The 13302-nt window shown below is 34.3% G+C and carries 10 protein-coding genes; all 10 read left to right on the top strand.

Going from position 1 to position 13302, the window contains the following annotated elements; translation table 11 throughout:
• Positions 1-4 precede the first annotated feature (4 nt).
• The 10 genes from PL_RS08630 (at position 5) to PL_RS08585 (ending at position 12651) form a co-directional block, all read left to right on the top strand.
• Positions 5-1252: an ABC transporter permease gene (locus PL_RS08630; RefSeq protein ID WP_041886420.1), complete on the top strand. Its 1248-nt coding sequence runs from the start codon at positions 5-7 to the stop codon at positions 1250-1252.
• 20 nt (positions 1253-1272) lie between these two features.
• Entirely contained in the window at positions 1273-2427 is a 1155-nt protein-coding gene (locus PL_RS08625; protein WP_160292163.1) for an ABC transporter permease, read from the top strand.
• Between the two features lie 34 nt (positions 2428-2461).
• The gene (locus tag PL_RS08620; protein ID WP_041886416.1) at positions 2462-3361 is read left to right on the top strand and encodes an ABC transporter ATP-binding protein; all 900 of its coding nucleotides are present in this window, start codon (positions 2462-2464) and stop codon (positions 3359-3361) included.
• The gene (locus PL_RS08615; protein WP_041886414.1) at positions 3358-4128 is read left to right on the top strand and encodes an ABC transporter permease; all 771 of its coding nucleotides are present in this window, start codon (positions 3358-3360) and stop codon (positions 4126-4128) included. The genes PL_RS08620 and PL_RS08615 overlap by 4 nt, the downstream gene beginning before the upstream one ends.
• 89 nt (positions 4129-4217) lie before the next feature.
• Entirely contained in the window at positions 4218-5591 is a 1374-nt protein-coding gene (locus PL_RS08610) for a sigma-54-dependent transcriptional regulator (RefSeq protein WP_348621455.1), read from the top strand.
• 82 nt (positions 5592-5673) lie between these two features.
• On the top strand, positions 5674-6909 hold the full coding sequence (locus PL_RS08605) for a sensor histidine kinase (RefSeq protein ID WP_160292162.1): 1236 nt from the start codon (positions 5674-5676) through the stop codon (positions 6907-6909).
• Between the two features lie 146 nt (positions 6910-7055).
• A complete protein-coding gene (locus PL_RS08600; RefSeq protein ID WP_041886411.1) occupies positions 7056-8366 on the top strand; it encodes a M28 family peptidase in 1311 nt (436 codons plus the stop codon).
• Between the two features lie 100 nt (positions 8367-8466).
• Positions 8467-9438 carry a tryptophan 2,3-dioxygenase family protein gene (locus tag PL_RS08595; protein ID WP_041886409.1) on the top strand — a complete coding sequence of 324 codons (972 nt, stop codon included), beginning with the start codon at positions 8467-8469 and terminating at the stop codon, positions 9436-9438.
• A 101-nt stretch (positions 9439-9539) separates the two neighbouring features.
• Positions 9540-10232: a thioesterase II family protein gene (locus tag PL_RS08590; RefSeq protein ID WP_041886408.1), complete on the top strand. Its 693-nt coding sequence runs from the start codon at positions 9540-9542 to the stop codon at positions 10230-10232.
• A 199-nt stretch (positions 10233-10431) separates the two neighbouring features.
• Positions 10432-12651 (top strand): bifunctional alpha,alpha-trehalose-phosphate synthase (UDP-forming)/trehalose-phosphatase, encoded by a 2220-nt coding sequence (locus tag PL_RS08585; RefSeq protein WP_052496589.1) that lies wholly within the window; start codon positions 10432-10434, stop codon positions 12649-12651.
• The last annotated feature ends 651 nt before the right edge of the window (positions 12652-13302 follow it).

The raw sequence follows: 13302 nt of genomic DNA, 5'->3' as shown, positions 1-13302 counted from the left end.
TAATATGCTGAAAAATTATATAAAAATTGCGATAAAAGTGCTTTTAAGGAGGAAGTTTTTCACTTTCGTCAGTTTGTTTGGTATAAGCATAACGCTTTTGTTCGTGACTATACTGGTTGCCAGACTTGATCTGACAATTAGTCCCAAAGCTCCTGAAAATAATCTCGATAAAGTATTGATTGTTGATCGGTTATTTGTTTTCAAGAATGATAAAAGAGAAATTGTAAAACCGAGCTATTACTTTCTCAAAACTTACGTGAAAAAGTTGGAATCACCACAAAAAGTATCATTTTATTCCAATAATACTATTAAGTCGTTTAGTAAAAACAAGAAGATATTTCATGAAGTGAAATTTACGGATGGTGAGTATTGGAAAATTCTTGATTTTAAGTTTCTGGAAGGTAAAGCTTTCAATGAAAAAGATATTGATGAAGAAAATAAGGTAGTAGTTATTAATCAAACTACTAAAAAACACTTTTTTGGAAATGAAAATGCCGTAGGTAAAGAAATTGAAGTAAAAGGTGTTTTGTATAAAGTATCAGGAGTTGTAGAGGATGTGTCTATGGATAGTGAAAGAGCTTTTGCTGATATTTGGGTACCCCTGACATCAGATAAGAATAATATTTCTAAAACCAGTTTGGATGGCAATTATAATGCAATCCTGTTAGCTTCCTCGAGTGATGATTTTGGTAAAATAAAGGATGAATTTCAAAAAAGTATTTCTCATGTTCAGTTTCCTGAGCCTGATAGATATGACAGGCTCTCATCCAGCCCTGAAAGCGTAATTGAGATTTTTGGAAGGATCTGGAATAAGTATGAACCAAGTACTATAAAGACAGTCTTCTTTATATTGATCCTTATGTTTTTATTTATGCTGCTGCCAACCTTTAATCTGGTTAATATCAATATCAGCCGTATTAAAGAACGTGCATCAGAAATTGGTGTAAGAAGAGCTTTCGGAGCTTCATCTTATACACTCGTGATACAATTTCTTGTAGAAAATATGCTCGTAACTTTTGTTGGAGGAATTATAGGTTTTATTCTTTCCATTATTGTTTTACCAATGATTTCAGGCTATCTGATCAATTCTTATCCTGGGCATGAAACCATTGGAGCGGTTACGATAAATTTAAGGATATTCTTTTATAGTATAGGATTATGCATATTTTTTGCGCTTATCTCTGGGGTATATCCCGCTTATAAAATGTCCAGAATAAATATTATTCAAGCTCTAAAAGGAAACAAATTATGATAAGTCATCTGTTTAAATTAATGTGGAAGCGTAAAAAAAGTAATTTTCTTATTATTCTGGAGATCTTTCTTTCATGTTTTATACTGTTTTTACTGATAGCATTTATAGGGTATCGCTATAATAATTATTCAGAACCATTAGGGTTTTCTTATGATAATATCATTTCACTTGAAATATCGCCTGAAGAGTCATCTGCAGATTCTTTAAAAGGAGTGGTGAATAAAGTTGTAGCAAGGCTAAAATCAATGCCTGAGATTCAGGATGTAACACTTTCTAAAAATGCAATTCCTTTTAAATACGGATCTACGCATGAGGTAGAACTAACGGTAGGGCCAGTTTCAGAAAAAGTGTTCCAGTGGGATGCCGATGATAAATTTAAGGATGTAATGGGCTTAAATATACTGGAAGGAAGATGGTTTAAAACCCAGGATAATGGATTAAGAGCTAAGTCAATAGTAGTTAATAAAGCGTTTCAGGAAAAGTTCTTTGCAAATGGGAGTGCTATTGATCAGAAAATTGAGATAAATAAAGAGCCATATGTAGTTGTTGGGCTGGTAGATTTCTATAGGAAAAATCTGAATGATGAAATTAAGCCAGGCTTCTTTTTAAGATATAATGCTGAAGATACGACATCAACGACCGGTGATATTTTGATTCGAAGTAAGAGCGGAGATGTTTTTGCCCTTGAAGAAAAATTATCCAGAGAGCTGAATTCTGTCATAAACCCCAATGAATGGAAAGTGAATATTTCAAGTTTAAGCGCTTACAAAGAAGCCGATTTAAATGAGAATTTTTCTACGGTTGCTTTAAACTTTATTGTCTATGGTTTTTTGATTATTAATATTGCCATGGGGCTATTCGGCGTACTTTGGAACAATATTAATCTTAGGAAATCGGAATTGGGATTAAGAAGAGCGATAGGTGCCACATCAATGCAAATTTATAAACAAATCTTAGGAGAAGTTTTTGTATTGACAACATTTGGTGTTATACCTGCCTTTGTTCTGATGATTCAATTTCCTTTACTGAATTTTTTGGGATTCACTCCAAACGTATATATAACAGCGATAGCGGTAGCCATTCCAATCATATATGTCTTTACCACATTTTGTGCTTTATACCCCAGCAGTCAGGCAGCTAAGATACAGCCTGCGAATGCATTGCATGAAGAATAGGTCAGGGATCTTTATTAACCATAATTAAATCAAAGTGGATTCAATTCTTAAAATAGAAAACCTTCAAAAGAAGTATAAACATATACAAGCAGTAGCTGATGTATCATTTGAGGTTAAAAAGGGCAGTATATTTGGATTGCTGGGCCCAAATGGAAGTGGAAAGACTACGATTTTAGGTATTGTTCTCAATGTTTTGAACAGAGACCATGGAAATTATTACTGGTTTGGTGAAGCTCCACTAAAAGGAAACAGAGGAAGGATAGGGGCCATTCTTGAGCATCCTAACTTCTATCCATACTTATCTGCAGAGAAGAATCTTGAAGTGGTCGTCGGAATTAAGCAGGTTTCTAAAGACAATATAGAGCGGGTACTCAGGATTGTAGAATTATTCGATAGAAGGAAAGATAAATTCAGTACTTTTTCTTTAGGAATGAAACAAAGGCTGGCGATAGCGGCTGCGCTGATCAGTAAACCCGAAGTCCTGGTCCTTGATGAGCCCACTAATGGTCTTGATCCGCAGGGAATTGTAGAGATCAGGGAGTTGATATTGAAAATTGCTTCAATGGGAACTACCATTATAATTTCAAGTCATTTGCTAGATGAAATAGAAAAGATTTGCACTGATGTGGTCATATTAAAGAACGGACGCTTGTTGCTTGCAGGCAAAGTAGGGGAGATTAATAAAAAATCTTCTGTTATTGAAGTCGCAGCAGATGATATGGGGAAACTTTATGATGTTCTTGAGAATTATCAATATACCAGGTTAATTGAGGCTGATAATGATAAATTTCTTGTTTCTTTTACCCATCCTATCAGTTGTGGAGTGCTAAATAATTTTCTGCTAACAGAAAGAAAAATATCCCTGACACATCTTGTTCAGAAAAGGGAAACTCTAGAAAATCGTTTCATGGAATTAATATCGGAATCAAAATGATACAATTATTGAAAGTAGAGTTGAAAAAGATTACTAATTACAGGACTTTTTGGGTGTTTATAACCCTATATGCTGTAACATTAGGCATATTGGCCTTAAACCTCCGAAATGTTTTTGTGAAAGATGGAGTTAACCTTGATAACATGCCAATTCTCAAATTTCCTGATGTCTGGCATACGGCAACTTATATTGCAGGTTTCTTCAATATCATATTAGCCATATTTGTAATTATTTCTATAACAAACGAGTATGAATTCCGAACAATTCGTCAGAATATAATTGATGGATGGAGCAGACGTGATTTTTTGATAGCCAAACTCTGGCCAATATTCCTTTTAAGCATCGGTGCAGCTATGTATGTTTTCCTGATAACCTACGGTATAGGTCTTTCAAATTCTGAAGATACCTCTTTCGCTGTTTCAATGCATAACAGCGAATTTATCTTTGCATTTATGTTTCAATCCTTTATATATCTTTGTTTTGCTTTTTTGCTGGGTTTGCTTTTTAAAAAGCCAGGTATAGCAATCGGGGTTCTTTTATTATATTCTGCTGTGATCGAACCTTTGCTGGGCTTTAATTTACCTGGTTACATTGGTAACTATTTGCCTGTTTCTTCTATTCGTAATATCATAGAACTTCCTTTTTTAAAGTATGGAGTTTCGAATGCTCAGAAATTTATTTCAGCTCAAAGTCTTATTGTACCTGGTTGTTATGGAATAATCTTTATCTTAATAGCTTCTTTAGTATTAAAAAAGAAAGATCTGTAGACGAATTGGTTAATTTCAATCAGGAAAATATATATATGATTAGAGAAATATCAGTGGCTACGGGTTATAATTTAGTAAATCAATAAAACATGATTCTCGTAATTGACGATGATATAGCGGTTAGGACCTCATTAAAATTCTTATTAAAAAAAGAAGGGCATCAGGTTAATACAGCTGATTCACAGGAAACAGCGCTATTGGTAATCCATGAAGAAATTCCGGAATTGATATTGATGGATATGAATTTTTCTTTGGAAACATCCGGCAAAGAAGGAATTGAGTTATTAAAGAAGATAAAAAAAATCAGCGTTGATATCCCGGTCATTCTCATTACAGGTTGGAGTACTATTGCTTTGGCGGTAGAAGGAATGAAATTAGGGGCTTCAGATTTTATCAGTAAGCCCTGGGATAATAGCCATATGCTGAGTTCAGTAAGAATGCTTCTAAGTCTTTTTCATCCCACTAAGGCTAAGGAAACATCTATCAGTAGAAAGCGTTTAGACGAGTTATATGATTTCCGGAAAATAATCGGAGAAGATCCTGCACTGTTATCAATCCTTGAAATAATAGGAAGAGCAAGTTCAACGGAAGCCCCAATACTTATACAAGGGGAAAGTGGTACAGGAAAAGAACTGATAGCAGAGGCTATTCATATGAATAGCTCCCGGCATAACCATGCTTTTGTAAAGGTCAATCTTGGAGGGATTTCGTCCTCACTTTTCGAAAGTGAAATGTTTGGGCATAAAAGAGGTGCTTTTACAGATGCGAAAGAAGAAAGAGTAGGCAGATTTACTTTGGCTAATAAAGGATCTATCTTTCTTGATGAAGTTGGGGACCTGGAGTTAAGTAGCCAGGTTAAATTACTTAGAATATTACAGGACAGGACTTACGAAGTACTTGGAGATAGCAAGGCCAGGACAGCTGATATTAGAGTTATTTGTGCTACTAACCGAAATCTCGAAGAGATGGTGGAACAGAACAAATTCAGGGAAGACCTTTTTTATAGGATTAATCTGATTACCATAAAACTTCCGTCACTTAGAGAAAGACCCAGAGATATACCTTTACTGGTAAAATATTTCATCCAGAACCTGAAGGAAATTTACCAGAAAGACAAGCTTGAAGTAAGTAATAAAGCATTAAAATGGTTAATGGAGCTGCCTTTACCAGGGAATATTCGTGAACTAAAGAATCTGGTAGAAAGAACGGTTCTGATTTCCGGGAAAGATTTGCTGGAAATTGAAGATTTTTTAAACCAGATTCAATCTCATCCCAAGAAATCTAAAGGGAGCTTTCCTTTAGGGGATATGACTATAGATCAAATGGAATTAGAATTGATTAAAAGGACAATGGCACACTTTAATCATAATATAAGTAAGGTGGCAAAGTCATTGGGCTTAAGCAGGGGGGCATTGTACAGAAGATTGGATAAATATGGAATTCAGTATGAGAATAAGGAGTAAGTTTATATTATTTGTCACAGTTATTCATTGTATACTTATTTTTCTGGTTATCAAACTTCTTTCGCATGACCTTTATTTTTTCATGATTTCTGAAGTTTTTATAGTAATATCGATCATACTTTCTTTTCAGATTTATAAGGGACTGGTGAGTCCGTTAAATCTCATTGCTTCAGGAATTGAATCAATAAAAGAAGAAGAATTCACGTCAAAGTTTATAAAAGTAGGACAGCCTGAATTCGATCAGCTCATTGATGTATACAATAAGATGATTGATAAATTGAAAGAGGAGCGGATTGCACAGCAGGAGCAGCATTACGTTTTGCATAAATTAATTCAGGCTTCACCTTCAGGAATAATTGTAGTTAACTTTGATGACAAAGTAGAATCCCTTAATTTATCTGCCGAAAAGATCCTGGGTTTTAATAGTGAAGTACTCCTGGGGAAAACCTTCTCAGAGATACCTGGCAAGCTTGCCACAGAAATATTTGAACTGAATGAAGATGAATCCAGAATTGTTCATGTTGGAGGACTCAAAATATATAAACTTACCCTATCATACTTTATAGACAGAGGATTTCATCGGAAATTCATATTAATTGATGAACTGACAGATGAAATTATTAAGGCAGAAAAGAAAGCCTATGAAAAAGTAATACGGATGATGGCTCACGAGATTAATAACTCAGTGGGAGCGGTAAATTCAATACTTAATTCATTTATAAGCTATAAGGAACAACTGGATAAGGATGATCAGAAAGATTACGAAGAAGCCCTCCAGGTCTCAATAGACAGAAATAAGCTTTTGAGCAATTTTATGTCCAACTTTGCCAGTGTAGCGAGTTTACCCGGGCCGGTTAAAGTAATTGAAGATTTAAATGAGTTAGTTCGTTCAATTGGAATCCTTTTAAGCTTTGAATGTAAAAACAGGGGTATTGAATTAGAATTAAGGTTAACAAAAGATCCTCTTTATATACAATTTGACGTGCAGCAAATAGAACTTGTTCTCATAAATGTAATTAAGAATTCTATTGAAGCAATTGAAGACAAAGGAACTATAATAATTACTACTCAGAATTCTCCTCTTCAGCTGTCCGTCCAGGACAGTGGAAAAGGAATCTCGGAGGAGAATAAATTTAACCTGTTTACTCCCTTTTTCAGTACAAAGAAAGATGGACAGGGAATCGGTCTCATGCTGATCAGAGATATTTTAATAAACCACGGATTTGTATTTTCTCTGAAAAAAAACTCTGACAACTATACTGAATTTTTAATAGAGTTTACAAAGAACAAAGAGATGTTAGCTCATACTCATAACTAATACCTAATCAATTCTTTTTATTATTAGTGCCTTTCAAAATCGAATTATGCAATCATAATTCGCGAAGTTTTTCGGGTATAATTCTCCATTATTTTATAACAATAAATCTCAACCATTTAATTAATTTTTTATTAAACTAAAATCTTATGTTAGCTAAAATTGCCATCCCAATTTCTTTAATTCTGCATTCAGTATTTTTTAATGCCTCCGCACAAAATCAGGTTCCTGTGATTAGTAATGTGAGTTTTACTAATAATGCTCAAAATCATAGTCTGACTATAAACTACGATGTTGATGATGCTGAAAATGACAAGCTGAAAATTGCATTAGAAGTTACTAATCACGCTGGTCATCATGTATCTTCCATACTTCGTGACCTCAAGGGGGATGTAGGATTCCCTGTTATGAAAGGAACCAAAAAGAGTATTTCTTTTATCTATCCGGATTCAATAAAAAATATAGAAACTTTTACAGTTAGTCTTATTGCTGATGATCTTTATAAAGTGAAAATTGAAGATCTGGTTGCCCAGGTTGATACCATGAGATTAAAATCGTATATGAATACTATTTATGGAAACCGTTATTACAAAGATAAAGCCGGGGCCAGGCATAAAGAAGAAGTAAAAGATTTGCTGCATAATAATTTTAGTTCATACAATTTAAAAGCAAACAGACATGATTTTACCTATAATGATGATAAGGGCCAGAATATTATAGGAGAAAGAACGGGAAGCCAGCTGCAGCCGAAAGTCTATATTTTATGCGGACATTTTGATACAACTAAGAAAAGTCCCGGAGCAGATGATAATGGATCCGGAGTAGCAGGGATTCTGGAAGCTGCTAGGATTTTATCGCAATACAATTATAAAAACACCATTCGTTTTATTGGCTTTGATCTTGAAGAAATGGGGCTTATAGGAAGTAAAAATTACGTTTTTAACGGAGGTTTGGGAGCTGATGAAAAGGTAGACGGGGTAATTAATTATGATATGATTGGCTTCTATTCAACCAAGCCTAAATCTCAACTTATTCCAAAAGGATATGATATAATTTTTCCAGCCGAAGTTGCTGCAATAGCGAAAAATGATTACAAAGGTGATTTTGTCGTAAATACAGGTAATAAAAATTCAAAGTTATTACAGGATGCTTTTACTTCAAGTGCATCTAAATATGTCACAGATTTAAAAGTAGTTCCATTAGTTACTGCTTATAATGGAGAAATGACTCCGGATTTGATGGCCAGTGATCATTTTGTGTTTTGGAGAAAAGATATTAAGGCTTTACATATTGGAGATGGAGGGGAAACAAGAAACGTGTTTCTTGATACACCTAAGGATACTATAGAAAAACTTAATTTTACTTTCATAAGCAATATTGTTAAAACTACGATTGCTACTTTGGCAGAGCTTGCCGAGATAAATCATTCTTCTACCAGTACAACACACATCAAACTATAGTGTTGTACGGCCTCCATTTAATCTTTTTCAGAAACCCATTTAATTAATGGGTTTCTGATATTATTTAATAGATCAAAATATAGTTTAATCAAAATTTAGTATGGAAATAGATTATACCAATGACCCAAAGGTATTTAACATCATCAAAAAGCTTCATCACAAGTTTGAAAATGCCGGCCAGGATCTTCCTTCGCAATTAGAAGGTTTTTTATATTCTGATTATTTAAAGTATTGGGATTATATTCATCTTGATACATTACTGAGTATTCAAAATCCTAAGACAGATATTCCGGATGAACAGATTTTTATTGTTTATCATCAGGTTACTGAGCTTTATTTTAAGTTGATAATTCTGGAATTGGAGCAGTTAACTGAGAACGGGTTATCAAAAGAAGATTTTGTTTTAAGTAAGGTCCAGCGAATTAATGGCTACTACGAACAATTGGTCAGTTCTTTTGAAATTATCCTGAAGGGAATGGAACAGAGTCAGTTCCTGAAATTCCGGTTAGCGCTGTCTCCGGCAAGTGGATTTCAATCTGTTCAATTCAGGCTAATAGAAATCATTGCTACAGAATTCAGTAATCTGGTGGATGAAGATAGTCGAAGTGCAGCCGATAAGATAGAGGACAGCTACGAAAAGCTTTATTGGAAAAAAGGAGCAATAGATACACTCACTCAGAAAAAGACATTAACGCTGATCCATTTTGAAAAGAAATATGATGGCCTCATCTTGAGGAAAGCTGCCGAATACGAAAACAAAAATCTGGCTTATTTATATAAAACTACTTTAGCAGATATTTGCAATGAAGAGATAATAGCAGAATTAAAAAAATTCGATTCTTTAGCTAATATAATGTGGCCACTTGTTCACTATAAGACAGCGGTTAAACATCTTTTACAAAACTCGGAAGATATCCCATCTACAGGTGGCACTAATTGGAGAAAATATTTGCCGCCTAAATTTAGGAAAGTGATTTTTTTTCCGGAATTATGGAGTGAAGAAGAGAAAGAGAATTGGGGGAAAAGTTGGTTTTTAAAAGAGGTTCTCAATTTTGAAGCAGCCTCTCTCTAAACGTTAATGTGAAATATTGGTTTCTTTCTTATTCCAGGATGATTAGAAATTGGGACATATCCGATCAAAGAGCGCATTAATTTTTAAATTTTGTAGAAAAAATGGAAATAAATTTATTCTGTTTCCCCTTTGCAGGGGGAAGTAAATATTCCTATCAGGAATATTTAAAGTACACTAATAATTGTGTTAAGATTATATCCGTTGAATACCCAGGCCGGGGTACAAGAATTAGGGAAAGTCTTTTAAAAGATATTGAAGATATTGTAGAGGATGTATACAGTAAAATAAAAGATGAATTAAGTCAACCTTATGCCTTTTATGGGCATAGTATGGGGAGTATAATAGCATATCTGTTAACCAAAAAAATAATCGAAAATGGTGATTCTTTACCTGTTCATCTTTTTTTAACAGGTCGGGGTGGGCCATCTGCTATTTTTTCAGACTCCCCAAAATATCTGCTTCCTGAAAATGAGTTCATTACAGAGCTGAATAAAATGGGAGGAAGTTCTGATGAGGTATTGAACAATAAAGAGCTGATGAGTTTTTTTGAACCCATTATAAGAGCTGATTTTCAGGCCCTGGAGACTTACAGGTATAAAGAAACTTTGCCTTTTGATATACCTGTTTCAGTAATGATAGGGCAGGAAGAGAATATTGTTTTTGGCGATGCACAAACCTGGCAAAAGGAAACTACAAAAGAAATTGATATAAAAGTATTCCCGGGTAATCATTTTTTTATCAATGATTATCCCGCTGAAATTATGCAGATAATTCTGGAAAAATTATCTGCATAATTAAATCAGTATCTGTTTGACTGAATCGTGCTTCATTGACAAGAGAAGCCCGGAATTAAGAATACCACTTGACTAGCAGATGACAGGTGTTGTAGTGCAAAAGAACTGGACTCAAATACTCTGGTCAATCTGAAATTTTATTTTAAAGCAGCTTTTATTTTATCAGGATAAATCCCAGGCTGCAAAATCAAGAACATTTATGAGCTTAATAATTGTATCAAATAGACTTCCAATTACTTGTACTGAAGAAAATGGACATTTAAACTTTAAAAAAAGTATGGGTGGACTGGCTGTGGGATTAAAAGCCTGGATGACCAGTTCAAATAATGAAAATGAAGATTGTTTATGGGTAGGGTGGCCTGGTTCATCATTTAAAGAAGAACAGCAAGCAGCTGTTAAGAATACTTTGCTACAAGAGCACAATTGTTATCCTGTTTTTCTGGAGAAAACTGAAATCGATGAATTTTACCTGGGATTTTGTAACAAAATTCTTTGGCCTTTATTTCACTATTTTACTGCTAAAGCAGAAATCAAGTATAGTTATTGGGAACGATACAAAAGAGTTAATGAATTATTTGCGAAAGAACTTGCCCAAATAGTAAAAGAAGGTGATACTATCTGGATACATGATTATCATCTTTTATTGCTTCCACAATTGTTAAGAAATCTGGTCCCAAATATTTTAATTGGCTTTTTCCTGCATATACCTTTCCCATCTTATGAAATATTCAGGGTATTACCCACGCATTGGAGAAGAGATATTCTGAATGGTATGCTTGGGGCAGATGTAATAGGATTTCATACAAACGATTACACAAACCATTTTAAGCAATGTATTTTGAAAACATTAGGGCATGAGATACCTAAAAGCGAAATATTGCTTAATCAGCGTCTGATTAAAATGGATTGTTTCCCTATGAATATTGATTTTGCAACATTTCATCAGGCTGCAAAAACCAGTGAAAATAAAAAAGGTACCAGTAAACTTAAAAAGGTCTTCCATAATAATAAAATAGTATTATCAATTGACAGACTCGATTATACAAAAGGTATTAAAAATCGGCTTTTGGCTTTTCAGCACTTTCTCAGTAAATATCCGGAATGGATTGGAAAAGTTAATTTACTTCTCATTGTAGTTCCGTCCCGGACGGAGATTTCCAGCTATAAAAGGATGAAGGAAGAGATTGATGAGTTGGTAGGGAAAATAAATGGAAATTTTAGCGTTACAAACTGGGCTCCTATTTCTTATCAATATAAGGAGATGTCATTTAAAGAGCTGGTTATGCTGTACAGCGCTTCGGACATTGCTTTAATAACCCCATTGAGAGATGGAATGAATTTAATTGCCAAAGAGTATATCGCGTCAAAAATTGATAATTCTGGAGTGTTGATATTAAGTGAAATGGCAGGTGCCAGTCATGAGTTGCTGGAAGCGGAGATTATAAATCCGTATGATATAGAAGAGATATCCCATACTTTATATAAATCATTAAATTATGATTTAGAAGAACTAACCAAACGGAGTCAGATTATGCAATCGCGTTTGAAGAATTATGATGTCTGTATGTGGGCCAAAGACTTCCTGAATGAAGTTTTTGAGATGGAAGAAAAGAATAAAAGGTTAAAACAAAAGGTACTGAATGCTAAAATAAAACTTCAGTACTTTGCTGATTTTTTTAGCTCTAAAAAACGGTTGCTACTCTTTGATTATGATGGGACACTGGTTCCTTTCAGTAAATATCCTGAGTTGGCTAAGCCCAAAACAGATCTTATTCATACACTTAATATTTTAGACTCTTTTCCAGAAACCACCGTGGTAATATTAAGCGGAAGAGACAAAAAAACTCTTGAAACATGGTTCAGGAAATCAAATTTTGATTTTGTAGCGGAACACGGGTCTTCGATAAAAAAGAATAATAAATGGATCTCGAAAACAGCAGATGCTTCCTGGAAGGAAATAGTATTGGGAATTTTAAACAATTATACTTCGAAATTACCCGGAGCTATGATTGAAGAGAAAGAATACTCGATTGTCTGGCACTATAGAAATACTGATACAGAGCTAAGCAAAATAAGAAAAGATGCCTTGTTTGATGAGTTGAGTAAGACAGCTGATGAACTAAGTATAAGTGTTTCTGATGAGGTTAAGTCTTTAGAAATAAGAAATTTAAGTGTTAGTAAGAAAAGTGCTCTGCCTGAATGGTTGAAAAGTAATTATGATTTTATTTCTTATGTAGGAGATGATTTGAGCGATGAGGAAGTATTCGGGATTTTGCCTGAAACTGCTTATACTATTAAAGTAGGACTTCAGGATACGAAGGCGCACTTTAAAGTCGATAATAATGAAGAAATCCTGGCATTAATTCGGGAATTAAGCCTGGAAATTAAGGATGCTCTGCCAGTCAGCATAGAACATTAAGATGTTATTATTTCAATATCAATGATGGCTTGTCCTTTATTCTTTAAATAAGCTTTTATTAAATCAGTATATAACTTTGGACCATTATCTGAATTGGTGAAAATAATGGTACCCTCTCCTGATTTTGTTAACAACCGCTTCCAAAAATCTTCCGTAATCTGCAATAGTAGTTTTAAGTTGGTCCGAACTACTGGTAACTTTGTTTTTTTCAATTGGCAATGCATTCCCTCCTTATCGTAAAGAACAGCAAATCTTGATTCACCTAAACAATTATCCTAGGTATAGTGACTGTCGTTCAAACCTAGAGGAAGAAGTTTATCTCGTTGGCTAGGTTGATCCAGCGGTTTATGAAATTTGCTCTCGAGCGTATGGCGTAGGTATTCAAAGCCTTCACCAGAATATTGATATTTTGTTCCCGGATCAAATTGAAAAGTCAGTCTGTTTCCAGGAAGTTCAATCCTCCAATTTGGGAACCACAATTCTGAGTTAGGATATCCCGTGTAGAGATTTTTCTGCTTCGGGGGGGCAGCATTTACGTTAAAAGGCTGCTCAATACTTATAAAGTGATTCATCCAGGTTCCACTTCCCCCACTAATAAGCTTTAAGACTAACATGAAAGTTACTGTCTTATTGGATAAAGCTACATTAATA

The organism is Pedobacter lusitanus (genome assembly GCF_040026395.1).
GTDB classification, from domain to species: Bacteria; Bacteroidota; Bacteroidia; order Sphingobacteriales; family Sphingobacteriaceae; genus Pedobacter; species Pedobacter lusitanus.
Note: the sequence above shows the minus strand (reverse complement) of the source record. Positions and strands in the feature narration are given on the sequence as shown.

Excerpts from the sequence above, each read along its gene's own strand:
- PL_RS08630 (WP_041886420.1), top strand. The coding sequence starts at position 5 with ATGCTGAAAAATTATATAAAAATTGCGATAAAAGTGCTTTTAAGGAGG.
- PL_RS08625 (WP_160292163.1), top strand. The coding sequence starts at position 1,273 with ATGTGGAAGCGTAAAAAAAGTAATTTTCTTATTATTCTGGAGATCTTT.
- PL_RS08615 (WP_041886414.1), top strand. The coding sequence starts at position 3,358 with ATGATACAATTATTGAAAGTAGAGTTGAAAAAGATTACTAATTACAGG.
- PL_RS08610 (WP_348621455.1), top strand. The coding sequence starts at position 4,218 with ATGATTCTCGTAATTGACGATGATATAGCGGTTAGGACCTCATTAAAA.
- PL_RS08605 (WP_160292162.1), top strand. The coding sequence starts at position 5,674 with ATGATTTCTGAAGTTTTTATAGTAATATCGATCATACTTTCTTTTCAG.
- PL_RS08600 (WP_041886411.1), top strand. The coding sequence starts at position 7,056 with ATGTTAGCTAAAATTGCCATCCCAATTTCTTTAATTCTGCATTCAGTA.
- PL_RS08595 (WP_041886409.1), top strand. The coding sequence starts at position 8,467 with ATGGAAATAGATTATACCAATGACCCAAAGGTATTTAACATCATCAAA.
- PL_RS08590 (WP_041886408.1), top strand. The coding sequence starts at position 9,540 with ATGGAAATAAATTTATTCTGTTTCCCCTTTGCAGGGGGAAGTAAATAT.
- PL_RS08585 (WP_052496589.1), top strand. The coding sequence starts at position 10,432 with ATGAGCTTAATAATTGTATCAAATAGACTTCCAATTACTTGTACTGAA.